This window comes from Pseudomonas sp. FG86 (genome assembly GCF_057808775.1).
Genome location: NZ_JBMDIS010000066.1, coordinates 1 through 26,109 on the forward strand (window position 1 = coordinate 1; position 26,109 = coordinate 26,109).

Annotated in this window: 17 protein-coding genes; 12 read left to right on the forward strand and 5 right to left on the reverse strand. The window is 63.3% G+C overall.

The window, feature by feature from the left end; all coding sequences use genetic code 11:
- Positions 1-193: hypothetical protein (locus tag ACODSV_RS27630; RefSeq protein ID WP_489046921.1), on the forward strand; the 193-nt coding region annotated here is incomplete at its 5' end.
- On the opposite strand, the gene ACODSV_RS27635 is transcribed toward ACODSV_RS27630, so the two are convergent.
- A complete protein-coding gene (locus ACODSV_RS27635; RefSeq protein WP_069076313.1) occupies positions 169-5,037 on the reverse strand; it encodes an NAD-glutamate dehydrogenase in 4,869 nt (1,622 codons plus the stop codon). The genes ACODSV_RS27630 and ACODSV_RS27635 overlap by 25 nt on opposite strands.
- 492 nt (positions 5,038-5,529) lie before the next feature.
- On the opposite strand from ACODSV_RS27635, the gene ACODSV_RS27640 reads away from it, so the two are divergent.
- The 10 genes from ACODSV_RS27640 (at position 5,530) to ACODSV_RS27685 (ending at position 18,823) form a co-directional block, all read left to right on the forward strand.
- Positions 5,530-5,883: a hypothetical protein gene (locus ACODSV_RS27640; RefSeq protein ID WP_024075908.1), complete on the forward strand. Its 354-nt coding sequence runs from the start codon at positions 5,530-5,532 to the stop codon at positions 5,881-5,883.
- 259 nt (positions 5,884-6,142) lie between these two features.
- Positions 6,143-7,102 (forward strand): AAA family ATPase, encoded by a 960-nt coding sequence (locus ACODSV_RS27645; RefSeq protein ID WP_017739127.1) that lies wholly within the window; start codon positions 6,143-6,145, stop codon positions 7,100-7,102.
- A gap of 5 nt (positions 7,103-7,107) precedes the next feature.
- Positions 7,108-8,040 carry a DUF58 domain-containing protein gene (locus ACODSV_RS27650; protein WP_024075909.1) on the forward strand — a complete coding sequence of 311 codons (933 nt, stop codon included), beginning with the start codon at positions 7,108-7,110 and terminating at the stop codon, positions 8,038-8,040.
- On the forward strand, positions 8,037-8,531 hold the full coding sequence (locus ACODSV_RS27655; RefSeq protein ID WP_024075910.1) for a DUF4381 domain-containing protein: 495 nt from the start codon (positions 8,037-8,039) through the stop codon (positions 8,529-8,531). The genes ACODSV_RS27650 and ACODSV_RS27655 overlap by 4 nt, the downstream gene beginning before the upstream one ends.
- Positions 8,524-9,612, forward strand: a complete 1,089-nt coding sequence (locus tag ACODSV_RS27660; protein ID WP_069076314.1) for a vWA domain-containing protein — start codon at positions 8,524-8,526, stop codon at positions 9,610-9,612. Before ACODSV_RS27655 ends, ACODSV_RS27660 begins: the two co-directional genes overlap by 8 nt.
- Complete coding sequence (locus tag ACODSV_RS27665; protein WP_024075912.1) at positions 9,609-11,348, forward strand: tetratricopeptide repeat protein; 1,740 nt, start codon at positions 9,609-9,611, stop codon at positions 11,346-11,348. Before ACODSV_RS27660 ends, ACODSV_RS27665 begins: the two co-directional genes overlap by 4 nt.
- The gene (locus tag ACODSV_RS27670; protein ID WP_024075913.1) at positions 11,345-12,985 is read left to right on the forward strand and encodes a BatD family protein; all 1,641 of its coding nucleotides are present in this window, start codon (positions 11,345-11,347) and stop codon (positions 12,983-12,985) included. The genes ACODSV_RS27665 and ACODSV_RS27670 overlap by 4 nt, the downstream gene beginning before the upstream one ends.
- A 371-nt stretch (positions 12,986-13,356) precedes the next feature.
- Positions 13,357-14,598, forward strand: a complete 1,242-nt coding sequence (locus tag ACODSV_RS27675) for an exonuclease SbcCD subunit D C-terminal domain-containing protein (protein ID WP_024075914.1) — start codon at positions 13,357-13,359, stop codon at positions 14,596-14,598.
- On the forward strand, positions 14,595-18,233 hold the full coding sequence (locus ACODSV_RS27680) for an AAA family ATPase (RefSeq protein WP_150054218.1): 3,639 nt from the start codon (positions 14,595-14,597) through the stop codon (positions 18,231-18,233). Before ACODSV_RS27675 ends, ACODSV_RS27680 begins: the two co-directional genes overlap by 4 nt.
- On the forward strand, positions 18,230-18,823 hold the full coding sequence (locus ACODSV_RS27685) for a glutathione S-transferase (protein ID WP_102624356.1): 594 nt from the start codon (positions 18,230-18,232) through the stop codon (positions 18,821-18,823). The genes ACODSV_RS27680 and ACODSV_RS27685 overlap by 4 nt, the downstream gene beginning before the upstream one ends.
- Here the strand turns inward: ACODSV_RS27685 and ACODSV_RS27690 are convergent.
- The 4 genes from ACODSV_RS27690 to ACODSV_RS27705 form a co-directional block, all read right to left on the reverse strand.
- Entirely contained in the window at positions 18,820-18,945 is a 126-nt protein-coding gene (locus ACODSV_RS27690; RefSeq protein WP_024075917.1) for a hypothetical protein, read from the reverse strand. The two genes, ACODSV_RS27685 and ACODSV_RS27690, sit on opposite strands and share 4 nt — an antisense overlap.
- Before the next feature lie 173 nt (positions 18,946-19,118).
- Positions 19,119-19,298: a hypothetical protein gene (locus tag ACODSV_RS27695; protein ID WP_024075918.1), complete on the reverse strand. Its 180-nt coding sequence runs from the start codon at positions 19,296-19,298 to the stop codon at positions 19,119-19,121.
- A 156-nt stretch (positions 19,299-19,454) separates the two neighbouring features.
- Entirely contained in the window at positions 19,455-20,630 is a 1,176-nt protein-coding gene (locus tag ACODSV_RS27700; protein WP_102624357.1) for a lactonase family protein, read from the reverse strand.
- Positions 20,617-20,907: a DUF5629 family protein gene (locus tag ACODSV_RS27705; protein WP_024075920.1), complete on the reverse strand. Its 291-nt coding sequence runs from the start codon at positions 20,905-20,907 to the stop codon at positions 20,617-20,619. The genes ACODSV_RS27700 and ACODSV_RS27705 overlap by 14 nt, the downstream gene beginning before the upstream one ends.
- A 403-nt stretch (positions 20,908-21,310) precedes the next feature.
- On the opposite strand from ACODSV_RS27705, the gene ACODSV_RS27710 reads away from it, so the two are divergent.
- The gene (locus ACODSV_RS27710; RefSeq protein ID WP_223817815.1) at positions 21,311-26,050 is read left to right on the forward strand and encodes a hypothetical protein; all 4,740 of its coding nucleotides are present in this window, start codon (positions 21,311-21,313) and stop codon (positions 26,048-26,050) included.
- The last annotated feature ends 59 nt before the right edge of the window (positions 26,051-26,109 follow it).

Here is a 26,109-nt window from a genome sequence, read left to right on the forward strand (position 1 = left end):
TCATGAAAACGCCCCAGAAATTGGATGGGTGTCCAACTTCTGGGGCGCACTTCACTCTGCTATCGGGGGCAAGCCCCCTCCCACAGTTTTTGGGGTGTTTGATAAAGGGCATTCCAACAAAAAGCCCCTGCATCTCACAATGCAGGGGCTTTTGTTTCAGGCGCTAAATCAAGCCGGTTGCAGCACCGACTGACCACTCAACGCCAGGTCCAGCAACTCACGGTTGGCCACCGCATACATGGCGTAGTCCGTGCCGACCGCAGCACGGATTTCCACCATCATGGCGCGCCAGCGATCAGCCATGTCCTGGTGCTGCTCAAGCCACAGGGCCACGCGGGCTTCCATGTCTTGTGGCGCGTCGGCCATTTGCAGTACCGAGATGGTGATCGCCCGCTGCTGCCAGTCCACGTCGTCGCGGAACGCTTCGCGAGCCTGGGCCTGCCAGTTGTTGGCCACCGGCAGATCGCTGATCTGCTGCAGGTACCACGGCAAGTCCAAGGCGCTGCCGACAGCGAAGTAGGCCTTGGCCACTTCGGCGGCGTCATGCCCGGTAACGTCGGCGGCTTCGATGATCGGCAGCAAGGTGTACAGGTGAGTCGTGCCTGCAACCATGCGCGCCAACAATTCCGGCACGCCGGCTTCGGTGTAGGCCTGGTAGCGGGTCTGCCAACCTTCACGGGTCGGGCCTTCCAGCAGTTCGTCGAGCTTGAGGCCCAGCGCGGCCAGGTGCGGACCGAAGTGCGCGGTATCGCGGCCAGCATCCTGTTCGTTGCGACGGCTGCGCAGGAACCAGCGCGTCGCGCGGCGGCCCAGGCGCATCAGTTCGTCCATCAGCTCCAGTTGCACGTCGGCGGAGACCTGGTGGTCCAGGGCTTCGATCTGACGGAACCAGTGCGGGAGATGGAAGATGTCCCGCACGATCACATAGGCGCCCGCCACGTTCGCCGGGCTCATGCCGGTCGACTCTTTGAGGCGTTGAACGAAGGTGATGCCCATGTGGTTGACCAGGTCGTTGGCGATCTGGGTGCTGACGATCTCACGCTTGAGGCGGTGGCGACGCATCGCTTCACCGAACTTGGCGACCAGGCTCGGTGGGAACGCGGTCTCCATGTCACGGGTCAGGTACTCGTCATCCGGCACCAGCGACTTGAGCAGTGCTTCCTTGAGGTCGATCTTGCTGTACGAGATCAACACTGACAGCTCCGGACGGGTCAGGCCCTTGCCGGCGGAAGCGCGCTCGGTGAGCTGTTCCTCGGTCGGCAGGTACTCGATGGCGCGGTCCAGCTTGCCACGGCTTTCCAGGTCGCTCATCAGGCGCTTGTACTCGGCGGCACGCTCGTAGGCACGGCGCGCGGCCAGGGACAGGGCCTGGGTCTGCTTGTAGTTGTTGCCCAACACCAGGCTGCCGACTTCGTCGGTCATGCTCGCCAGCAACTGGTTGCGTTGCTTGTCGGTCATGTCGCCGGCCTGCACCACTTCGTTGAGCAGGATCTTGATGTTCACTTCGTGGTCGGAGCAGTCCACACCACCGGCGTTGTCGATGAAGTCAGTGTTGGAGCCGCCGCCATTGAGGCCGAACTCCACACGACCCAGCTGGGTCATGCCGAGGTTACCGCCCTCGCCCACCACCTTGCAGCGCAGCTCGTTGCCGTTGACGCGCAGCGCGTCGTTGGCCTTGTCGCCCACATCGGCATGGCTTTCGGTGCTGGCCTTGACGTAAGTGCCGATACCACCGTTCCACAACAGGTCCACCGGCGCCTTGAGCAAGGCGTTGAGCAGTTCGGTCGGGGTCAGCTTGTCGGCCTGGATGTCGAAGCGTTCTTTCATCTGGGGCGAGATGGCAATGCTCTTCGCGCTGCGCGAGAAGATACCGCCGCCTTCGGACATGATGCTGGTGTCGTAGTCGCTCCACGCCGAACGCGGCAGCTCGAACATGCGCTGGCGTTCGACAAAGCTGGTGGCCGGGTTCGGGTTTGGATCGATGAAGATATGCAGGTGGTTGAAGGCCGCGACCAGTTGCAGCTTGTCGGACATCAACAGGCCGTTACCGAATACGTCACCGGCCATGTCGCCGATGCCCACCACGGTGATGCTGTCTTCCTGCACGTTGATGCCGCGCTCACGGAAGTGACGCTGCACGCCGACCCACGCGCCCTTGGCGGTGATCCCCATTTTCTTGTGGTCGTAACCGGCCGAGCCACCGGAGGCGAACGCATCGCCCAGCCAGAAGCCGTAGTCGATAGCGATGCCGTTGGCGATGTCGGAGAAGGTCGCAGTGCCCTTGTCCGCCGCGACCACCAGGTACGGGTCATCGCCGTCATGCCGCACCACGTTGGCCGGCGGCACCAGGGCGCCGTCCTTCAGGTTGTCGGTGATGTCCAGCAGCCCGGAGATGAAGATGCGGTAGCAGGCAATGCCTTCGGCCGCGATCTCGTCACGGGAACCGCCCAATGGCAGGCGACGCGGCAGGAAACCGCCCTTGGCGCCCACCGGCACGATCACCGAGTTCTTCACTTGCTGGGCTTTTACCAGGCCGAGCACTTCGGTACGGAAGTCTTCTTCACGATCGGACCAGCGCAGGCCGCCACGGGCAACGTTGCCAAAGCGCAGGTGCACGCCTTCGACCCGTGGCGAGTAGACGAAGATTTCAAACTTCGGCACCGGCTTGGGCAGCTCGGGAATCGCGCGCGGGTCGAACTTGAAGCTGAAGTACGACTTGTTCTGGCCGTTGGCGTCGGTCTGGTAGAAGTTGGTGCGCAGGGTGGCCTTGATCAGGTCCAGGTAGCGACGCAGGATGCGGTCTTCGTTGAGCACCTGGACGTCGTCCAGGGCCGTGAGGATCGCCTGCTCCAGACGTTGCTGCTTGTCTTCCAGATCGTCGGCGTTGAGCTTGCGCGCCAGGTAGAAGCGGGTCTTGAACAACCGGGTCAACTCGCGGGCGATGTCGGTGTGGTTGTTCAGGGTACTGGCGATGTAGCCCAGGTCGAAGCCCAGGCGAATCTGCTTGAGGTAACGGGCATAGGCACGCAGCAGCGCGACGTCACGCCATGGCAGGCCAGCGGTGAGCACCAGGCGGTTGAACGCATCGTTCTCGGCATCGCCATGCACGATATGCACGAACGCGTCCTGCAGGGTGTCGTTGAGCTGCTGGATGTCCAGGTTCACGCCTTCGGCGGCGATGAACGCAAAATCGTGGATCCAGAACTCGCGGCCATTGGCATGGCGCAGGCGATACGGGAATTCACCCAGCACGCGCAGGCCCAGGTTTTCCAGGATCGGCAGGACGTCGGACAGGGCCAGCGGGGTATCCGCGTGGTAGAGCTTGCAATGCAGCTCGCGCTGACCGGACACCTGGCCCAACGGCTGGTAGAAACTCATCACCAGCGGGTTGGCTTCGGTGAGGCTGAGCAGGTGCTGCATGTCGACCACGGCCGAATGCGCCGCGAAACGCTCGCGGTAACCGGCCGGGAAGCCTTTCGGGAAGTCGGCCAGCACGTTGGTGCCGTGGGCTTCGCCGAAGCTTTCCACGACCAGGCTGGAGTAGTCGTCCTGCCAGCTGCGGCAGGCCTGCACCACTTCTTTTTCCAGTTGCAGCGGATCGATGTCCAGGCGGTTCTTCGGGTCGACCCGCAGAATCAGTTGTACACGGGCCAACACGGATTCGGAGAAGAAGGTCCAGAATTCGCAGTCCGAGGCTTTCAGGCGATCCATCAGCACTTGCTGGATCTTCTGGCGCACTTCGGTGGAATAGATGTCGCGTGGCACATAGGCCAGGCAGTAGCAGAAACGACCGTACGGGTCTTTGCGCAGGAACACGCGGATCTTGTTGCGCTCCTGGATCTGCACGATCGACATCACGGTGCTGAACAGCTCGTCGACCGGGGTCTGGAACAGGTCGTCACGGGGCAATACTTCAACGACCTGGGCCAGCTCCTTGCCCAGGTGCGCCTTGGCCTGGAAGCCCGAACGGCGTTCGATTTCCGCGACCTTGCGACGGATATAAGGGATCACCCGCACGCTTTCGCCATACACCGACGAGGTGTACAGGCCCATGAAGCGGCATTCCTTGACGACCTTGCCGTCGGCATCGATCTGGCGGATCGACACGTAGTCCGGGTACGCCGGGCGGTGTACGCGGCTCGGGTGCGCGGCCTTGGCGAACGACAGCACGGTCGGCTCGCGCAGGTAGGACACGGCGTAGTCTTCGATGCGCAGGTCGTCGGCGGTCAGGCCGGCGCGCAGCAGCTTGGTCAGGCCGAGGAACGAGCTGGCGTCATATTCGATATGACCGCCATCCGCCTCGTCACGTACCACGAATTCCTCATAGCCCAGGAACGTGAAGTGGTTGCCCACCAGCCATTCCAGGAAGTTCTTGATCTCGGCCTTTTCTTCGCCGTCGATACCGAACGGGCTGGCGTCGATGCTTTCCAGCAGCTGCTGGACCTTGGCCTTCATCGGCTCGAAATCGGCCACGGCCACGCGCACTTCGCCCAATACCTGCTCCAGCTCTTTGCTCAGCACGTTGAGTTCGGCGGCGTTGGCGCAGCGGTCGATTTCCAGGTACATCAGCGATTCTTGCTGGATGCCTTCGCCCTGGGTGCCTTTAGGCAGGATTTCCAGCAATTCGCCCTTGCTGCCACGGCGTACGCTGAGCACGGTGGTTTGCAGGGTGTGAATACTGTAGCCACGGCGGTTCAGCTCGGTGCGTACCGAGTCCACCAGAAATGGCAGGTCATGGTGCAGCACTTCGACCGCGGTGTGGGTCGACTGCCAGCCATGACGTTCATAATCGGGGTTATAGACCCGCACTTGCGATTCGGTGTGATCAAAGCGCTCAAGCAGGCGCCAGGCAGACAGGGTGCAACCGGCCAGGTCGGAAAGGCGACGCTGGGTCAGTTCGTCCAGGGAAATAATGCCGAAGAATTGCTCAGCGAACAGCGCCACTTGTGGCAGTGCCTGTTCACTGATGTGCTGCGCCAGTGCCGCTTGCAGTTGATGCTGGAAGTCGGCCTTGCTGGCTGCGGTGAAGAACGCCATCTGTGGTACTCCGCTTGGGCTTGTTATTGATGGAAGCGTCGCGTGTTATCCCCTTGCGGGGAGACCGTCAGCTCTGTTCGCAGGTAACGAGTTAAGCACCTTAAACGAATCAGGGTGACAGGTGGGTGAAGCTGGACAAGACAGTCAGGTCACATACAACGTCCATTGAACGTACACCTTGCCGGGCGACGGTACGACGGGCAGGTCAGGCTCCCGGCACAGGGCACATCCGTTGCGCAGCTTAACGAGTGTAGGAAGACCGCTGCTTGCGGTGCTGCGACATATTCGGTCATCGGTAAGCAGGCTTGCGGTTGCGACTTGGACAACCCGGATTTTCCCGCAGAAAAACCGGCTGTTTTCGCCGCAGCGAGTACCAGAAATGACCGATCTTGCCCATCAGGTCATGCACTGGGTCTGACACAGGATGCAGCACAAAATTCGCCGCAATGGCACAATTGCCCACGCAACACCCTCCCCCACACAGGATTCCCCATGCTGCAGCTGAAAACCGACGCATTGATGGCCACCCCGTGCGACGACGAAGAAGACAACATGGCCATGCTCTGCTGCCACGGTAAAAACGGCGAGATGTTCATGTTGACCCGGTATCCGGATGAAAACGAAGTCGAGCTGACCTGGGATTACGAGCCGTCGACCCTGGACGGCCTGAAGGTCACCCTGAGTGATACCACGCTGCAGGTAGAGCTCGCCGCAGGCGACGCCGACGCCCTGGGCGGCAAGGACCACCTGGCAATCACCCATGCCACAGCCGCCTCGGACTTGGCCGAAGTCGAGCAAACCCTGCAAAACATCCTCAAAGGCACCGGCACTTTCATCCGGATTTAAGCTGCACCATCGATCAAATGTGGAAGGGGGCTTGCCCCCGATAGCATCGGGTCAGTTAATACATCTGTGACTGACGCGCCGCCATCGGGGTGTAGCTCCCTCCCACATTGACTGTGTTCCCACACAAAAACCCTACAAGTTTTTCTGAAAATACCCGTGACGCCGTTAGTCGCCACCCCCTTCGATGCATTAAAGTAAGCCTCCCAAGCCTGGCGCTCGCGCTCGACCACCAGGCTCATCTCTCCAGGAACCGTCATCGATGGAACATCGTGAAGCGCTGCTTGCGCTGCGAACCTTTCTTTCTACGCAGATTCTCGGCCAGGAAAAACTCATCGATCGCCTGCTCATCGCCCTGCTCGCCGACGGCCACATGCTGGTGGAAGGCGCGCCGGGCCTGGCCAAGACCAAGGCGATCAAAGAGCTGGCCGAAGGCATCGAAGCGCAGTTCCATCGCATCCAGTTCACTCCCGACCTGTTGCCGGCCGATATCACCGGCACCGAGATCTATCGCCCGGAAACCGGCAGCTTCGTGTTCCAACAGGGGCCGATCTTCCACAACCTGGTGCTGGCCGACGAAATCAACCGTGCCCCGGCCAAGGTGCAATCCGCCTTGCTGGAGGCCATGGCCGAGCGCCAGGTCAGTGTCGGGCGCAGCACCTATGAGTTGTCGCCGCTGTTTCTGGTGATGGCCACGCAGAACCCCATCGAGCAGGAAGGCACCTACCCGCTGCCCGAAGCCCAGCTCGACCGTTTCCTGATGCATGTCAAGATCGGCTTCCCGGACGCCGCCGTGGAGCGGCGCATCCTGCAACAGGCGCGGGGCGAAGCGCTCAACGGCGAAACCAAGCCCGAACGCCGCGTCAGCCAGCAGGCGATCTTTGCCGCGCGCAAGGAAATCCTCGGCCTGTACATGGCCGATGCGGTGGAGGAATACCTGGTGCAGTTGGTCATGGCCACGCGCACCCCGGCCAAGTTCGACCCGGAGATGGCCGAATGGATCGCCTACGGCGCCAGCCCGCGCGGCTCCATCGCCCTCGACCGCTGCGCCCGTGCCCATGCCTGGCTGGCCGGGCGTGACTTTGTCAGCCCGGAAGATATCCAGGCGGTGCTGTTCGACGTGCTGCGCCACCGCATCATCCTGTCCTTCGAAGCCGAAGCCGCCGGGATCGACCAGGACCGCGTGGTACAACGCATTCTCGACGTCGTTGCCGTCGCTTGAAGTCGATGAACGCCAGCGATGGAATCCGCGTCACCCTCAGCGAATTGATTGAGATGCGCCACCGCGTGCGCGAAGTGCAGCTGTTTTCCACGCCGAGCCAGCGCAGCCCGCTGATCGGCCTGCACCACTCCAAACTGCGCGGGCGCGGCGTCGACTTCGACCAGGTGCGCGTGTACCAGGCCGGGGACGACGTGCGCACCATCGACTGGCGTGTGACCGCGCGCACCCAGGAACCGCATACCAAGCTGTTCCACGAAGAACGCGAACGCCCGATCTTTATCATGGTGGAGCAAAGCTGCCGGCTGTTTTTCGGTTCGGGGCAGATGTTCAAGTCGGTGCTGGCGGCCCAGGCCGCCAGCCTGATCGGCTGGGCAGCACTGGGGCATAACGACCGCGTCGGCGGGCTGGTGTTCGGTGACAACGAGCACTACGAAATCAAACCCCGGCGCAGCAAGCAAAGCCTGCTGCAATTGCTCAACCGCCTGGTGCGGGTCAACCAGAGCCTCAACACCGAGAGCCGCCCCGAAGCCGACGCCCTGGGCATGGCCCTGCGCCGTGGGCGTGAAGTCCTGCGCCCGGGCAGCCTGGTGATCGTGATCTGTGATGAACGCGCCCTCACCGAAGGTGCAGAACAACAACTGAGCCTGCTGTCACGCCATTGCGACTTGCTGCTGATGCCGATCTCCGACCCGCTGGACCATGCCCTGCCCGCCGCCGGGCTGCTGCGTTTCGCGCAAAGAGGCGCACAGTTGGAACTGGACACATTGAATTTCGACTTGCGCCAAGCCTACAAGGCCCAGGCCGAAGCGCGCATCGCCCGCTGGGAATTGCTCGCGCAGAAACTGCGAATACTGTTGATGCCGTTGAGCACCCAGAGTGAAATGGTCGAGCAACTGCGCGAATACCTCAACCCGCAACGCCCGGTTAAAAAGCAATGAGCAGCCTCGACCAACTGCAACCTTTGATCGCCCCGCCGAGCATTGGCTTCTGGCCACCCGCGCCCGGCTGGTGGCTGTTGCTGCTGATCATCCCGCTGCTGGGCTGGGGCCTGTGGTCGTTGCGCCGCTTTGTGCCCGCGCGGCGCCCCTTGGCTCGCGCCGAACAACCGCTCGACCCGCTGCGCATCGCGGCCCTGGCGGAACTCGCACTGATGCCCAAACCCTATGACGGCGCCCCCGCCGGCGCCTGGCTGCAGCAGCTCAATGGCCTGCTCAAGCGCTTGTGCCGCAACGACTATCCCTACAGCCAGAGCCACACCCTCAACGGCCGCAAATGGCTGGCGTTCCTCGATAACCGCTGCCCCGCCGCCGGCCTCACGCGCTGGATGGTGCTGGTGGAAGGCGCCTATAAACCCGAATGCAAACTCGATGACAAAGCCATCGCGGGCCTGACCCAAGCCGTCGACACCTGGATTCGCAAACATGTTTGAGTTCGCCTGGCCGTGGATCTTCGCCCTGTTGCCATTGCCCTGGGTGATGCGGCTTATATTGCCGGCGGCCGACAGCGGCGAGCCGGCGTTGAAAGTCAGCTACCTCAGTGACCTCGAAGGCCTCGCCCGCCGCCGCGCGCGGGTCAACCTGCCCGGCTGGCGCCAGCAGGCCCCGTTCGTGCTGCTGTGGCTGCTGCTGCTGACGGCCGCCGCCCGGCCCGAGTGGCTCGGCGAACCGCTGCCGATTGCCGCCAGTGGCCGCGATCTACTGGTGGCGGTGGACGTGTCCGGTTCCATGGACTTTCCCGACATGCACTGGCAGGACGAGGACGTCAGCCGCCTGAGCCTGGTCCAGCACCTGCTCGGCGACTTCCTTGAGGCGCGCGAAGGTGACCGCGTGGGCCTGATCCTGTTCGGCAGCCAAGCCTACCTGCAAGCGCCGCTGACCTTCGACCGCCGTACCGTACGCACCTGGCTGGATGAAGCGCGCATCGGCATCGCCGGCAAGAACACCGCCATCGGCGACGCCATCGGCCTGGCCCTGAAACGCCTGCGCCAGCGTCCGGCGCAAAGCCGCGTGCTGATCCTGGTCACCGACGGCGCCAACAATGCCGGGCAGATCGACCCGCTGACCGCCGCGCGCCTGGCGGCTGAGGAAGGCGTGAAGATCTACCCCATCGGCATCGGTGCCGACCCCGAACAAACCGGCTCCCTGGGGATCCTGGGCGTCAACCCGAGCCTGGACCTCGACGAACCGGCGCTCAAGGCAATCGCCGAGGCCACCGGCGGGCGCTACTTCCGCGCGCGCGACGGCGAGGAACTGCAAGCGATCAAGGACACCCTCGATCAACTCGAACCGGTCGAGCAACAACCCACCCAGGCCCGCCCCGCCCAGGCGCTCTACAGCGCCCCCCTGGCATTGGCGCTGATCCTCAGCCTGTTGCTGGTGATCCAGGAACGCTGGCCCAACAACGCCTTGCAACGCTTGTTCAACAAACTCTCCACCAAGGGCCATTTCCTGCAACAACACCCTGAATGGCGCCAGCGCCTGAACCGCCTGCGTTTGCGGAGGCGTCGATGATCGACTTGTGGCCGCACTGGTTCCGTCCCTGGTGGCTGTTGCTGCTGCCGCTGCTCGGCTGGTTGCTGTGGCAACTGTGGCATCGGCAAAAACGCGCCGGGCGCTGGCAGATGATCCTGCCACCGGCCTTCCATGCCGTGCTGCTCAGCGGCGGCAACGGGCGCGAAAGCAAATCGCCCTGGGTGATCCTCGGCATCGCCTGGCTGCTCGCGCTTCTCGCCTTGCTCGGCCCCAGCTGGCAACGGGTGGAACAAACCAGTCAGAAACCGTCCGACCCGCTGGTGGTGCTGCTGGAACTGACCCCGGAGATGCTCGCCACCGACAGCCCGCCCAGCCGCCTGGAACAGGCCCGGCGCAAGCTGTATGACTTGTTGCAGGCGCGCAGCGACGCGCAAACCGCCATCGTCGTGTATGCCGGCAGTGCGCACATACTGGTGCCGCTGTCGGACGACCTGGCCACCAGCCGCAACCTGCTCGAAGCCCTGCGCCCCTCGCTGATGCCCGAGCCCGGCCACCGCGCCGACCTGGCCGTGGACAAAGCCCTGGGCCTGCTCAAGCAAGGCGGTCTCGGCCAGGGGCGCCTGTTGCTGATTGGCTCCTCGCTGTCCAAACAGGAACGCCAGGGCATTCGCTTGCTGCTGCAAGGCAGCCAGGCGCCCAGCCTGTCGATCCTCGGCGTTGGCAGCCGCGAAGGCACGCCGGTGACCCAGGAAAGCGGCGAGTTCCTCAAGGACGAACAGGGCGCGATCCTGGTGCCGCGCCTCGACAGCCCGACGCTCAAGGCGTTCGCCAGCGAGATGGGCGGCCGTTACCGCGCCGCGCGCCTGGACGACAAGGACCTGCGCCAACTTGGCGTACTCGACACGCCCCAAGCCCTGCGCAACGACGGCCAACTGCTGCACCTCGACACCTGGGCCGACCAGGGCTACTGGCTGCTTCTGCCGCTGTTGCTGCTGGCCGCCTGCGCCGGGCGCCGGGGCTGGCTGTTCTGCCTGCCGTTGCTGCTGTTGGGCGCGCCGCAGCCCAGCTACGCGTTCGAATTCCAGGACCTCTGGCTGCGCCCTGACCAGCAAGGCCAGTACCTGCTGAAGAAAAAGCACCCCGCCGAAGCCGCCGAGCGTTTCGAAGACCCACAATGGCAAGGCGTGGCGCTGTACGAGGCCGGTAACTACGCCGAGGCCATCAAGCGTTTCGCCGAGGGCAGCGACGCGTATTCCCACTACAATCGCGGCAATGCCCTGGCCAAGTCCGGCGAACTGGAAGCGGCTATCGACGCCTATGAACAGGCGCTGGAAGCCCAGCCCGACCTGCAACCGGCCCTGAAGAACAAAGCCCTGGTGGAGAGCCTGATCCAGCAACAGGCCCAGCCCGAGCCGACTCAGCCGGCAAAAAACGAGGATGACGAAACCACCCAACCCGGCCAAACTGCGCAACCGGGCGCCACTGGGCAAAGTGCCACAGGAGGCGAGGAGTCATCCCCAGCCCAGGGTGAAACCGGCACCCATGATACCCAGGCCGGCGCCACGCCGCAGGCCGGTGGCAATGACGTGCCGGGCAGCGAGCTGGGGGATGAGCAGACCACCACCCCGCCCTTGCGCCCCACGGACACCAGCCTTGACGGTGAACGCCGCCAGGCCCTGGAACAATGGCTGCAGGAGATCCCGGACAACCCCGGCGAACTGCTGCGGCGCAAATTCTGGTACGAACAGCAACAGCATCAGGACAAGACTCGATGAGCCGCCGCACCACCCTTCTGCTTCTGCTCGCGTTATCGGCAGGCCACGCCCAGGCGGCGAGCCTGGTCGCCAGCGTCGACCGCAGCCGCCTCAACTCCGGGGAAACGGTAGAACTGACGGTGGAATCCAGCGACGTCACCCAGTTCGGCAAGCCGGACCTGTCCCCCCTGGATGCGCAGTTCGAAGTCAGCGGCACCCGGCAGATCAACCAGCTCACCACCTTGGGTGGCGACAATCACGCCACCACGCGCTGGATCATTACCCTGCTGCCCAAGGAAAACGGCAACGTGGTGATTCCACCGTTGCAAGTGGGTGAATACAAGACCCAGCCCATTACCCTGCAAGTCGTGGAAACCAGCAGCCAGGACACCAATGCCGAACTCGCGCCGGTCTTTGTCGAAGCCAACCTCGACCAGTCCACCGTGTACGTCCAGGCCCAGGCCCTGTTAACACTGCGCGTCTACCACTCGGTGTCGCTGTACGACGACAGCAGCCTCACGCCGTTGCAGATCCCCGATGCGCGCATCGAGCAACTGGGCGAGTCACGCACCTACGAAAAGGTCATCAACAGCATTCGCCACGGTGTGATCGAAACCCGCTATGCCATCTACCCGCAGCACAGCGGCAACCTGGCGATACCCACGCAGACCTTCAGCGCCACGCTGGTGGAATCGCGTCCGCAGCAAGAGAACAGCTTGCAAGGCACCAAGCCCGGCAAGCTGATTCACGTCAGCTCCGCGCCGCTGCAACTGACGGTCAAGCCGAAGCCGGAACTCTACCCGGCCGACGCCCCCTGGTTACCGGCACGCAGCCTGACCTTGAGCGAAAACTGGAACCCCGAGCCGACCCACGTGCAGGTCGGCGACTCCCTGACCCGCAGCCTCACGCTCAAGGCCGAAGGCTTGTCCAGCGCGCAACTGCCGGCCCTGCCCAGCACCGACATCAACGGCCTGCGCCGCTACCCGGACCAACCGGTGCTCGCCAACCAGAACAACGACCGCGGCCTGATCGGCAGCCGCGAAGACCGCGAAGCGCTGGTGCCCACCCACGTCGGCGCCCTTGAGCTGCCACCGGTGGAAGTGGTGTGGTGGAACACCCACGAAGATCACCTGGAACGCACCAGCCTGCCGGCCCGCACCCTGCAAGTCGCGAACAACCCGAGCCTGGTGGTGGACACCCCCGCCACCCCCACCATCATCACCGCCCCCGACGATAGCCGCCTGTGGCTGTGGCAACTGAGCACCTTGATCCTGGCTTGCACCACCCTGCTCGGCTTCGGCCTGTGGTGGCGGGCACGCTGGCAGCCGGCCGTATTGCGCGCCGCCCAGACCGGCCCGAGCCCGCGCACCCTGCTCGACGACCTCAAGCGCGCCGCCCAGGCCAACGACCCCCAGGCCACCCGCCAGGCGCTGGATGCGTGGGCGCGGCAACAGCCGGAAACCCTGGCCGACATGGCGGCGCGGTTCGTGCCGCTGTCGGATGCGCTGGATGGGTTGAACGGTGCGCTCTACAGCGAGAGCGGCCACTATTGGGTCGGCGAAGACCTGTGGCGTGCGGTGAAAGCCATCCCGATGGCCGAGCGTGAGCAGGACCCAGCGACGGATACCACCAGCTTGCCGCCGCTGTATCCCAAATAAGCCCCGCTGCATCCCTGACACTCCACAAATCAAAATATGGGAGGGGCCGTGCGACGATTCGACTTGCCCCTGATTGCGATGGGTTGGCTCGACGCTGAACGCCCGGCAGACAGGGCTGCTGTGGCGAGCAGGCTTGCCCTGCGTTGGGCTGCGAAGCGGCCCCAAAACCAGCCACTGAGGCGCGCCTGACACAGCGCAGGTGTCTTTGTCAGGGGCCGCTTGGCGGCCCAACGCAGGGCAAGCCTGCTCGCCACGGCTGCCCGCTTGTCACAACTGCCTGATTGCCAAAGGGGGGTTATGCGTCGTCTGAAGCAGCGTGTTCGCAATACAGGTAAACTCCCCTCCTTTTCATCTTCTCCGCGGAGTTCGCCTTGCGTCTGTTCCACACCTCCGACTGGCACCTTGGGCAAAACCTGCACGGCCAGGAACGCGACTTCGAACATGCCTGTTTCCTTGAGTGGCTGCTGCGCCAGCTCCATGCCCACCAACCTGATGCGCTGTTGATCGCCGGCGACATCTTCGACACGGTCAACCCGCCGCTCAAGGCCCAGGAGCGTCTGTACGACTTCATCATCAGCGCCCACGAACAAAACCCCGACCTCACCATAGTAATGATCGCCGGCAACCACGACTCCGGCTCGCGGATCGAACTGCCCGCCCCGTTGATGCGGCGCTTGCACACCCATGCCCTGGGCCGCGTGCTATGGCTGGACGACGGCCAACTGGACGCCGAACGCCTGCTGATTCCCCTGCCGAATGCCAAGGGCAAGGTTGCCGCGTGGTGCCTGGCGCTGCCGTTCCTGCGCCCGGCGGAAGTCACCGGGGCGCACCTGGGCGACGACTACCTGCACGGCATCGGCCAGGTCCATGAATGGCTGATCGCCGCCGCCAACGCCAAACGCAAAAAAGGCCAGGCGCTGATTGCCATCAGCCATGCGCACATGGCCGGCGGCTCGGTGTCGGAAGACTCCGAGCGCAGCCTGATCATCGGCAATGCCGAGGCGCTGCCGGCCAAACTGTTCGATAAAAGTGTCGGCTATGTCGCCCTCGGCCATTTGCACAAGCCGCAAAAGGTGAATGGCGAAGAGCGCATTCGCTACAGCGGCTCGCCGATTCCACTGTCGTTTTCCGAAATTGGCTACAAGCACCAGATTCTCGACGTGACGTTCCAGGGCGAACGACTGGTCAGCGTCGAGCCGCTCCTGATCCCGCGTTCGGTCAACCTGCAACGCCTGGAAGCGGCGCCCCTGGCCGACATCCTCAAGCAACTGGCCGAGCTGCCCGACATCGACCTGTTGGCCGAAACCCAGCGCCATCCCTGGCTGGAGGTGCGGGTACGCCTGGACGAGCCGCAACCCGACCTGCGCCAGCAAATCGAAACCGCCCTGCAAGGCAAGGCCGTGCGCCTGGTGCGCATCGCTGCCGAATACGCCGGCAAACGCGGCAGCGACGACACGGACGATCAACATCTGATCGAACTCGACCAGCTCACTCCCCAGGAGCTGTTCAGTCGCGCCTGGCAGGACAGCTACGGCAGTGAAGTGGATGAACAGACCTTGAAGGATTTCGCCGTGCTGCTCCAGGAAGTACAACAGGAGGGCGAACAGCCATGAAGATCCTCGCCATCCGCCTGAAAAACCTCGCCTCCCTGGCCGGCCCGTTCGAGATCGACTTTACCGCCGAGCCCCTGGCCAGCGCCGGGCTGTTCGCCATCACCGGGCCAACCGGCGCCGGTAAAAGCACCCTGCTCGATGCCCTGTGCCTGGCGCTGTTCGGCGCGGTGCCGCGCCTGGGCGATACCGGCCAGGCCAAGATGCCCGACGCTGATACCGATATCTCCATCGGTGACCCGCGTACCCTGATCCGTCGCGGCACCGGCGGCGGTTATGCCGAGGTGGACTTCGTCGGCGTCAACGGCCGTCGCTACCGCGCGCGCTGGGAAGCCAACCGCGCACGTGACAAAGCCAGCGGCAAGCTGCAAAACAGCCGGCAAAGCCTGATCGACCTGGACAGCGACCAACTGCTGGCCAGCCAGAAAACCGAATACAAGACCCAGCTGGAACTGGCCCTGGGCCTGAATTTCGAGCAATTCACCCGCGCGGTGTTGCTGGCGCAAAGCGAGTTCAGTGCGTTCCTCAAGGCCAACGACAACGAGCGCAGCGAGCTGCTGGAAAAACTCACCGACACCGCGCTCTACACCCAGTTGGGCCGTCGGGCCTTCGACAAGGCCAAGGACGCCAAGGACGCGCACAAGCAGCTGCAAGACCAGGCCACTGGCGTGGTGCCCCTGGCGCCTGAAGCCCGCGCCGAACTCGACCAGCAACTGGCCGACGCGCAGCAACAGCTCAAAACCCAACAAAACCAGCTCAAACAGCTGGAATTGCAGCACACCTGGCTCAAGGAACTGCGCGAATGGCAGGAGCGCCAGCGCACTGCCACCGAACAGCTCCAGCGTGCGCAAGCGGAGTGGGACAACCAGGCCACGCAGCGCCAGGACCTGAGCCGCCTCGATCAACTGGCACCGCAACGCCATCAGTTTGCGCGCAGGGCAGAACTCCTCACCTTGCTGGCGCCGCTGGCCGCGCAGATTCAGGCGCACATCGAGCAACAGGCCGAGTTGCATACCCGCCAGGCCCAGGCCCAACAACAGCAGATATCGGCCCAGGCGGCACTGGCCGAAGCCCTCAAGGCCCAGGGCGACGCCGTGCCGTTGCTGCGCCAGGCCTTTGAAGCACAAAGCACCCTCGCCCACTTGACCAGAGACCTGGCCAAGCGCACCGAGGACAAACAGCAACACGAAACCGCCTGCGCCGAAGGCCAGGCGCTGCTCAAGGGCTTGCAGGACAAGCACACCCACGTTGCCGAGCGCTTGCAACGCCTGGCCGCCGAACTTGAACGCAGCAGCGCCCTCGCCCCGCTCAGCGAGGCCTGGGGCGCCTACCGCGACCGCCTGCAACAACTGATGCTGATCGGTAATCGCCTGAAGAAAGGCCAGTCCGAACTGCCGCAACTGGAACAGCGCGCCACGACCGCCGCGGAAAAGTTCGCCCAACAACGTGACGCGCTCGACCTGCTGTACCAAGAAGCCGGTGCCGAGCCGCACGCCGTGGCCGAGCAGATCCAATTGCTGGCCAGCCTGCTGCAAGACAATCGCAAGCAGCAACGCGCCTTCGAAGACCTGACTCGCCTGTGGGACAGCCAACAACAGCTGGACCAGCAAGCCGCAGCCCTGACGCAAAAACTCGCAGACGCCCAGCAGCAGCGCGAACAACTGAACCAGACCGGCCTGCAAACCAAGGCCGAACTGGCGGTCGCCGAACAAACCCTGACGGTGACCAAGCAACTGCTGGAACGCCAGCGCCTGGCGCGCAGTGCCAGCGTCGAGGAATTGCGCGAGCAATTGCAGGACGGCCAGCCCTGCCCGGTGTGCGGCAGCCATGAGCATCCGTATCACCAGCCCGAGGCCCTGCTGCAAAGCCTGGGTCGCCATGATGAAAGCGAAGAGGCCACGGCGCAGAAAGCCGTCGACACCCTCAAGGAAAAACTCACCGAGCTACGTGGCGAAGTGGGCGGCCTGATCGCCCAGCAAAAAGAATTCCTGCAACAACAGGAACACCTGGCTACCCAACAGCACGCGCTCCAGCCCAGCCTGGACGCGCACCCACTGGCGGCCTCGCTGTTCAATCAGGACGAAGCCAAACGCAGCCATTGGTTGGCCCAGCAACTCAGCCAACTGACCCAAAGCATCACCCAGGACGAACAACGCCAGGGCGCCCTGCTCAACCTGCAGCAAAACGCCGGGCGCTTGCAGCAACAACTGCAAGCCGCCCAGGACGCGAGCCAGCAGGCGCGCCAATTGCTGGTCGACCAGCAGCGCGAGCTGTCCAACGACCGCGAGCGCCTCGACGAAGAACTCAACGCCTTCGCCAGCCTGCTGCCCGCCGACACCCTGGAAGGCTTGCGCAGCGACCCGGCCGCGACCTTCATGCAATTGGACCAGCAGGTCAGCCAGCGCCTTGAGCAGCTTGGCCATCAGCATGACGAGCTGGCCGAGCAGCAGGAACGCCAGCAGGCCATCGAGAAAGAACACACGCACCAGCAGCATCGCCAACAGCAGCTCGACGTCTTGCATCAGCAGGTCACCGAGTTGAGCGAGCAACAGCAGGCCGCCCAGGCCACGCTCACCGCGCTGCTGGGCGAGCACACCAGCGCCGAACACTGGCAGCAGCAGCTGGAACAGGTGGTGGTGCAGTCACGCCAGAGCGAGGCCGACGCCAACCGGCAGTTGCAGGACATCCGCAACCAACTGATCCAACTGGCCGCCGACCTCAAGGCCCAGCAGGAGCGCCAGCAATCCTTCGAAGCCGAACAGCACACCCTCGACGCCCGCACCAACGAATGGCGCGCCCTGCACCCCGAACTGGATGACCACGGCCTGGCCCGCCTGCTGGCCTTCGACGACAAGCAGGTCAGCGAACTGCGCCAGCAGGTGCAACACAGCGAAAAAGCCGTCGAACAAGCCAAGGTTTTGCTGCAAGAGCGCGAGCAACGCCTGGCCGAACACCTGGCCTTGCACAACGGCAACCTGGAAGCCGAAGCGCTCGACAGCGCCCTGGCCGCCCTCAACCAGCAATTGGCCGAGGGCGAAAAACAGTGCGCCGAGTTGCGTGCGCGCCAAGCCGACGACCAACGTCGCCAGGACGCCAACCACGCCCTGGCCGAGCAAATCGCCAGAGCCTATGACGAGTGGCAACGCTGGGCGCGCCTGAATGCGCTGATCGGCTCGGCCACCGGTGACACGTTCCGCAAGATCGCCCAGGCCTATAACCTCGACTTGCTCGTGCACCATGCCAACGTGCAATTGCGCCAGCTGGTGCGCCGCTACCGCCTCAAGCGCGGTGGCAGCATGCTCGGGCTACTGGTGATGGACACCGAAATGGGCGACGAACTGCGCTCGGTGCATTCGCTGTCCGGCGGCGAGACATTCCTGGTGTCGCTGGCACTGGCATTGGGCCTGGCGTCGATGGCGTCGAGTACGTTGAAGATCGAATCGCTGTTTATCGACGAAGGCTTCGGCAGCCTCGACCCTGAGTCGCTGCAACTGGCGATGGACGCCCTGGACGGCTTGCAGGCCCAGGGCCGCAAGGTGGCGGTGATCTCCCACGTGCAGGAAATGCACGAACGCATCCCGGTGCAGATCCAGGTCAAGCGCCAGGGCAACGGCCTGAGCACCCTGGAGGTCAAGTGAGCGAAGCGCTGCTGTATTCATTCCGGCGCTGCCCATATGCGATGCGCGCGCGCCTGGCCTTGGGTTATTCCGGCGTGCCCGTACGCATCATCGAAGTCAGCCTGAAAGCCAAGCCCGCTGAAATGCTGGCACTGTCCCCAAAAGGCACGGTGCCAGTGTTGAGTGTGGACGCTCAGGTGATCGATGAAAGCCTGGCGATCATGCAATGGGCGTTGGCGCAGCACGACCCGGAGGACTGGTTGCTGCAGGGTGATCCGGCGGTGCTGGCACTGATTGCCGAGAACGATCAGGTATTCAAGCATCACTTGAATCGATACAAGTACGCCGAGCGCTACCCGGAGCAACCGATGGAAGCGCATCGGGCCGAGGGCGAAGTGTTCTTGCAGAAACTGGAGGGGTTGCTGGCGCATCGCGCCTATTTGCTCGCAGACCATCCGAGCCTGGCGGACATGGCCTTGCTGCCGTTTGTACGGCAATTTGCACATGTCGATCGAGAATGGTTTGCCGGTACCCCCTACAGCGGGTTGCAGCGCTGGTTGGACGCGCTCCTGCAATCGCCGCTGTTTATCGGGGTGATGGCGAAGGCTTAGCCTTCCACCAAGTTCAATAATCGCTCACGGGCGATCTCCGGCTCGTTGTCCACCAGCTGCACGGAGGACAGGATCGGGGCGGAATAGAGGAACAGGATTACTGCTGCCAGTCGGAGTGCCATGCTGTCGATTCCAGGAAGAAAGGAGTCAATATTTCAGCGTCAAATTTAAACACATGTCATTGTGCCATTACCTCTATTTTTTTCCTCCCGACGCACAAACGCCAAACCACTCGAACGCAAGTGGCTACGTTCCAGTGGTTTGGCGTCTGCTTGTGTGCAGGGTCAATCAGCGCTCACTGCTGGGTTTTGTGATCCAGGGCGGCATAGAAGTTGGCGCTTTGTTGCAGGTATTTCTGGGTGTAGGCGCTGGTGCTGGATTTTTTGCCGGTGAGTTCCACACTGGCGGCCGCTGGCAGGGCCACGGTGGCGGAAACGGCGGAAGCGGCGATGATCGAGAAGAGATTGAAGTTCATGTCGGTAACCCTTGTGTTCGTTTGGTTGAGTGGCCGGGGAAGGCCTTGGAACCAAACTTACGCCCGAGGGCTGAGCCTTAGAAATGCTTTGAAACAGTAGCCGCTATTAATCGAATTAATACAAAGGGTCAGGCCCCGCGGTGCGGGGCCTGTGGCTTATTGACGCACCAGGAACTTGAGGTCGCTGGGGGCATCGATCGGCAATTTCTGCACGGTTTTACCCAGCAGGCCGGTCTTGGGGTCGCGTTCAACCACCACGATTTCATTGCTTTTCTGGTTGGCGATCAGCAGGAACCTGCCGCTCGGGTCCAGGCTGAACTCACGCGGGTGGTCGCCTTCCACGGAGCGGCGCTGCAATTCCTTGAGGTGCGCGGTGGTCGGGTCGATGCTGAACACCAGCACCTGATTGGCCGTCCCCCGGTTGCTCACGTACAGGAACTTGCCGTCGCTGGACGCGTGCAGCGCGGCACCCGCTTTGTCCGACACCGGTTGCCCGGCGGCGAAATCCACCAGTTGGGTCTGGGTGAGCTTACCGTCGTTGTAATCGAATACCGCGACCTGGGCGCTCATCTCGGTGGTCAGCCAGGCGTGCTTGCCGTCCGCGCTGAACAGCAAGTGTCGCGGGCCGCTGCCGGGTGGCAGTGGCACCGACGCAGGGGTCGCCGGGGTCAATGGCAGTTCGTGGTTGGCCTTGGGGTCATAGTGGTAGGCAAACACCTTGTCGGCGCCCAGGTCCTGGACAAACACATATTTGCCATCCGGCGATGACACCACCGAATGCACATGGTTGGAGGCCTGGCGCTCGGGGTTCACACGGCTGGCCGGGTGCCCGCTCAGTTGCACCGGTGCCGACAGCTTGCCGCCCGCGTCGACCGGCAGGATCGCCAGGCTGCCGCCCGGATCTTCGAGGACCGAATAGTTGGCGACGAACAGGTAGCGGCCATCCACGGCGACGCTGGAATGCGTTGGTTCGTTGCCCAGGCTCTGCACCTGGTTGATCAGGGTCAGCTGATGGCTCTGCGGGTCGATGCTGTAGCTGCTGACGCGGCCAACCGGGTCTTTCTGGCCAGGACCGTTCTCGTTGACCACAAACAGGTGCTTCTGGTCTTTGGAGAGCGTCAGCCACGACGGGTTGGCGGCCTTCGCGGCCAGCACCGGCTTGCCATTGAACTGGCCAGTACGGCTATCGAATTGCAGGCGGTAGATCCCTTCGCTGCTGCCCGCCGTGTAGCTGCCCACCAGCAGTTCATAGGTGTCGGCGGGCGCGGCCTGCACCGACATCGCACCGACACTGCCCGCCATCAGCAGGGGCCAGAATTTACGCATCATCATCCGCTTCATCCTCATCGTTATTGTTGCCGGTGACCGCGCTCATGCAGACCAGGCGGTGCTCGCCGGAGTCACCGATCAGGGTCCAGCTTTGCAAGGTCTCATCGAAGGTGGCGGTCGCCACCTGTTGCCGGCTGAAGCTCCAGCGTTTTTCCGCACGCCCGTCCATGGCGATGATCTGCAATGTCTCATCATTGAGCGTGAAGTCGAAGGCGTGCAGCCCGTCGATTTCAAGCATGTCGCTGGTGGCTAGGACGTCGGGCAGTTTTTCGGCAGTCATGGCAGGTCAATCATCTACGGGAAAACGCCAATGATAGCCCAGGGGCCCCAGGACGGTGCCGGTTTCGCTACCGGGCGCGTTACAAATACGTCGAAACAGACGCCTCTGCCCCGCACCGCTCAAGGCGTGGGCCCGAGTTCCCGCGGCACCTGGAAACAGTTCATAACGCATTGCCGAAGCTGGGCGTGCAACGGGCGGGTATTTTTCCCAGCCTGTTTTTGTCTCCCCCAGCCAAGGAAGTGCCTGTATGCAATCGGTCAGAAACACCCCCCGCCTGTTCACGTTTTCGTTGCCGATCGAACCTGAGCCATCGGCCAGCCGTCAACCTGCTACACCGGAGCCCGAGCCCGCGCCCGCGACACCCACAAGAACCGCCCGCTTATTCTCCCCAGGGCGGGGCAAAGTGCCTCTGAGCCTGCAAGGCAAGCTCGCAGCCGTTCATCCAGCCCCCACACCGCCCGACACGCCCGCCAAGGTGGTGGCCAACCAGTTCGCCACGCGCCCCACCGTGCGTTCAGTGGTCGCCAAACTGCTCGACGACGCGCTGAAAATCGACAGCGCCAACACCGCCCTGGCCGGTTCCTCGCCAGACCGGCCGACACCCCTGCTGGACCTCGCCCTTGAGCATCTGGCCAACGGCGCCGAGCTGGACTTTTCCGGCCCGCGCCAGTGGGTCAAGTCCGACACCGGCAGCCCTGCCCCACTGGACAGCCATTCGCTCGACCTGGCGCTCCGCAGCCTGCGCCCCAACCTCAAGCCTGCCTACGCCGAAGCGTTGAGCCAGTACTGGGGCCAGCCGGCCTTTGGCGCCACCAGCCGCTGGCTGTGGCTCAGCGATACATTGAAAAACACCCTGCGCATCGCCGGCCTCCAGCAACCCGGCCTGGACCCGCAGCAACGCGAAACCCTCGACCAGATCAGCCGCTACCCCGATGCGGGCGAACGCAATACCCTGTACGGCGCGGGCGCCGCCAAGGTATTCCGGGTGGACACGACCCTGACGCATCAAGGCACCGCATCTACGGTGAGCAGCCCGGACCTTTTGATCACACGCCAGGTGGGCGAACGCACCCTGGTGCTGCACGCGACGGCCCAGGGCGTCGTCACGCCTTATACCTCCCTGGAAGCCTTCGCCACAGCCTGGGAGCGCCAACTCAGCGCAAGGTTCGCGTTCGATCACCTGACCTGGAAACGCACCGAGTCGGATGGCACCGTGTTCGATACCCAGGCCGCCATCATGCTCGATCAACAGTTGCAGAACCTGGACGCGATACAGCTGCCGGCCAAAACCAACGTGACCAACCTGGAGCAGGTCTTTACCCAGGCCAGCGACACCTCGCACTGGTTCAGTGACACGGCGTCGACGGCGCGGCTTGAGCAAATGCAACGCAAGATGCCGCCATGGCTGACCCAGGCCAGCGACGCCGACCGTTTCACCTACCAACGCCAGACCCTGGCGCTGGCCAGCAGTGTGCAGCGCCACCAGGGGCGCACCTTCCTCACCGACATCCCCGACCTGCGCACCTATGCCGAGCAACAGCTCAACGCACATTTGGCGCCCAAGGGCTATACCGCCAAAGACCTGGAGATCACGTTCAACGTGCCGGTCGGCGACCTCGGCAGCGGTTATATCGAACCGATCAAGATGAACCTGGTGGACATGGCCCTGGAAAATCTTGCCGGCCTGCCCAAGGGCGCCATGGAGATTCGCCTGCGCGGGCAACGGGTGAACGACGTGCAGATGCCGCAGAGGCTCAAGGACCTGATCAGCAGCGTCGATATCGGCCAACACTATCCGGCCCTGCTCAATCAGCAACTGCTCAGTGATACCGAGCAGGCGCGGCAGCGTAGCGCCTTGTTTACCGAGCAGGTGCCTGTGCAACTAACCCTGCAGGCCCTGGAACTCAAGCTCAAGGGCGAAGCCGGCATGACCGACGGGGGTTACCGGCTGGTCGAAGCGGTGACGCGGCCCGGCAGCGGCCTGCGTACAGTCGACGGGCAGCCCGTCACCGTCCGGCCGCTGGCCTTCCTGCACAAACCCGGAGCGACGCCGGACGTGGTCGCCAATATGTTCCTGCTCGAGCCCAAGGACCCGGCACGCGGCCCGCACTTGCTGTATCGCCCGCTGCTGGCACCGCCCTTGCTGGAGTTTGCCAGCCGTGACGCTCTGCTGGCTGCGGTCCAGGCACCTGGCCCGCTGCAACACAGCATCCTGGCCTGGCTGCCCGACGACAACACCCGTGCGATCTACGCCAACGATGGTTTCAAGACCCCGCACATTGCGCACTACAGCCTGTTCAACGAATTCGATGCACCCGACACGCCCGCGCCGACGGCGTTGGCCGTCGACGGCTATGCCGCGGCCGAGGCACTGGACAAGGCGTTGCTCGACGGCCAGCTGATGCAACACCTGTTCAGTACCAATGCGCGAAGCCTGGTCACGCTCGCCGAGGGCCAGTCCGTCTCCGACGCCCAGAGCCGCTGGGCGTCCCATAAAGAACTGGGCTGGTTGTTGTTCAACACACTGCTCCCGGTGCTGCGCGGCCCAGGCGCCATGGCGGGCTGGTTGGTACAACTGGCCAGCGTTGAAAACGATATCAAGCAAGCCAGCGACCCCAGTCACCCCGACCCGGCACAAGCGCTGGTCGACCTGCTGGTAAATGTCAGCACCTTATTGAGCCACACACACCCGGCGCCGGAGCGGCCGGTAGGTCACCTGCCATTTGCGCAGCGACCGGACGTGTCGATTGCCTTGCGCCGTGCCGCCGGGGAACCCTCGTCGGCGCCGGCAGTGGTCACGCAGGACACCACAATGACAGGCGATGGCCTTGCCGACAGTCACCACCCCTTCGACTTTGCTTTTTCCAGCCCGCGTCAACTGAGCCCCGCCCAACGCGCATTGATCGATTCGTTCAGCGTGCCCGGCCCAACCACGCCGGTGCCCCCCATCAGCCGTGGCGAGACCGAGGGCCTGTACCTCATTGACAACAAATTGCACGCACAGATTGAAAACCGCTGGTTCCGCGTGGCGAGGGACCTGGACGGCGTCTTCGTGATCGATGAACAGGACAAGGCCCGTACCGGCCCGCCGCTGACACGCGATGCCCAGCGGCTATGGCAGTTTGACCTACGTCCCAAGCTCAAGGGCGGCATGCCCAAGTCCAGCGCGAGGATGAAAGCCACGCTGGACCGCAACAACGCACTGAGCGAGGCGAAGCTCGCAACGTACGTGAACGAAGTGTTCCGCATGAAGCCTGCGGTGAGTGCCGTGGAAGCGGCAGGCAAGCGTGTCAAGGAAACCCAGGAGGCCCTTCAAACGTCGGACAAAACCCTCAAGACCCTATGGGGCCTGGCAAACCACGGTGAGCGCAAAGCTGACTTCACCGCGCGTTACCAGCAGGAACGCATGAAGAACCAGGGCCTGGACACCTTGTTGCGCATTCGTTTGGAGGACTACCAAACAAGCGTTGGCACCCTGGTCGCCCACCGCAAGCATGCGATTCAGGTGCTCACCGCCGAGACCCCGGCCCAGGACTTCAACGTCTTCAAGGAAAAACGCGCCGAAGAATACCAGGCGATCGCTGAAACACTGCGCGCCAATACTACCGACTACCTGTACGTCGGCGATGAGCTCTCGCACGCCATCAGCGGCGAACCGTTGACCAGCCTGATCGAGCGCACCCGCAACAATGAACCGGGTGCCTACGCGGAGTTCATCGACAGCCTGGCCCACCGGGTTGAGCGCCTGACACGGTTGATCAAGGCCAACGAGGCGTATAACCAGGCACTCGATGAGTGGAAAAACGATTCGCCCGCGAGCAAGAAACAGGCCGAAGCCTTTATCAAGGCTACGCGCCAGCCACCGGCCGGCCAGCCATTCAACGCCAACCTGGAACGCCTCAGCGCGTTGCGCGAATTGAGCATCGACCGCAGCGTCGACACACAGTCTCCCGAGGTTGCCTTCTTCCTGGCGCGCTTCAACCGGGCAGACCTCAATAGCGTGGCGACCTCCCATATCGAACTGCAACAGCACGAAGGCTATACCACTGATGAACGTATCGCGGTCCTCAGCCACCTGATCGATCAATACCGGGCCGAATTGAGCAACACCCAGGCACTCCAGGACGTCGACCCCGTCAGCGTGCGGCCGGTGTACGGCAAGTTGTTCGTCGACTACCTGCAAGGGGTGATCGACCAGGCCCAAGCCGAGTTGGCCGATTTGATCCGCGAAGAGCAACACCTGCCGCCCGTGGCGGTGGCGCGCCAGGAACGGCCGCGCAAGTCGAACAACAAGAGGGTATTCAAGACCCGTGACAAGCAGACCCTGGTCGGCACCTTGAGGGCTGCGCAAGCCGGGCAGGACATTCCGATCATCGATGTCCTCGACAGCCGCAACGGCCAGGCGTTGACCAGTTACAGCTGGCACCCGGCCGAGGGCGAGTGGGTGCAGATCGTGCGGGCCGAACCGATAAAACCGGCGCCCGTGCCCTCGCCTAAACCGTTATCCGCCTTGATCGGCAGTGCTCGCAAGCTGATGGACGAGCAGGCCGGCATCGAGCGCTCGATCCAGTTCCAGAAAAAGAAACTCGATGACCCGACGCGCCGAGAGTCGGTCAGCCCCAGCGACTGGAGCGACATGCTCGAAGCCCAGGCCCAACGCCTGGAGCACGTGGCGCAGGAAGCCCAGGCCAGCCATGGCGCACGCAGCGAAACCGCGGCGTTGGTCAAGCAATGGCAGGACACGGCCAATGAGATGCGCCAGCGCGCCATTGCCCATCGCTGTGACGGCTACCTGCGTCAGGCCCCGCGTGCACAAAACGTCGAATACCTGTGGACACATGGACGCGTGGATATCGGCCTGGTCAACCGTGGCAAAAAACTCAAGGGCGGTGACTTCCTTACCGAATATGCCGTGCGCGAGAAAAATGGGCCCAAGGTGCTCTGGTATGCGCACTTCCATTACCCCACCCCCACCACGCCACGCGCCGACCACAGCGCGGCGCACCTGAAGATCCCGGAACAGCGCTTCCTGACGCAACAGGACCTCATCAACCAGGCCGGCCAGGACAACAAACGCATCGAGAGCATCGTGCGCAGCCAGATAAAAGCCCCACTGGATGAAAAACTGTTCCTGAAGCTCTAACCCAACCTCCCCAAGGAGCCGGTTTGCCCGGATGCCAGTCAGTTAAGCGTACATCGCAA

Excerpts from the sequence above, each read along its gene's own strand:
- ACODSV_RS27680 (WP_150054218.1), top strand. The coding sequence starts at position 14,595 with ATGAAGATCCTCGCCATCCGCCTGAAAAACCTCGCCTCCCTGGCCGGC.
- ACODSV_RS27695 (WP_024075918.1), bottom strand. The coding sequence starts at position 19,298 with ATGAACTTCAATCTCTTCTCGATCATCGCCGCTTCCGCCGTTTCCGCC.
- ACODSV_RS27705 (WP_024075920.1), bottom strand. The coding sequence starts at position 20,907 with ATGACTGCCGAAAAACTGCCCGACGTCCTAGCCACCAGCGACATGCTT.
- ACODSV_RS27645 (WP_017739127.1), top strand. The coding sequence starts at position 6,143 with ATGGAACATCGTGAAGCGCTGCTTGCGCTGCGAACCTTTCTTTCTACG.
- ACODSV_RS27670 (WP_024075913.1), top strand. The coding sequence starts at position 11,345 with ATGAGCCGCCGCACCACCCTTCTGCTTCTGCTCGCGTTATCGGCAGGC.
- ACODSV_RS27665 (WP_024075912.1), top strand. The coding sequence starts at position 9,609 with ATGATCGACTTGTGGCCGCACTGGTTCCGTCCCTGGTGGCTGTTGCTG.
- ACODSV_RS27635 (WP_069076313.1), bottom strand. The coding sequence starts at position 5,037 with ATGGCGTTCTTCACCGCAGCCAGCAAGGCCGACTTCCAGCATCAACTG.
- ACODSV_RS27655 (WP_024075910.1), top strand. The coding sequence starts at position 8,037 with ATGAGCAGCCTCGACCAACTGCAACCTTTGATCGCCCCGCCGAGCATT.
- ACODSV_RS27660 (WP_069076314.1), top strand. The coding sequence starts at position 8,524 with ATGTTTGAGTTCGCCTGGCCGTGGATCTTCGCCCTGTTGCCATTGCCC.
- ACODSV_RS27640 (WP_024075908.1), top strand. The coding sequence starts at position 5,530 with ATGCTGCAGCTGAAAACCGACGCATTGATGGCCACCCCGTGCGACGAC.
- ACODSV_RS27690 (WP_024075917.1), bottom strand. The coding sequence starts at position 18,945 with ATGGCACTCCGACTGGCAGCAGTAATCCTGTTCCTCTATTCCGCCCCG.
- ACODSV_RS27650 (WP_024075909.1), top strand. The coding sequence starts at position 7,108 with ATGAACGCCAGCGATGGAATCCGCGTCACCCTCAGCGAATTGATTGAG.
- ACODSV_RS27700 (WP_102624357.1), bottom strand. The coding sequence starts at position 20,630 with ATGATGATGCGTAAATTCTGGCCCCTGCTGATGGCGGGCAGTGTCGGT.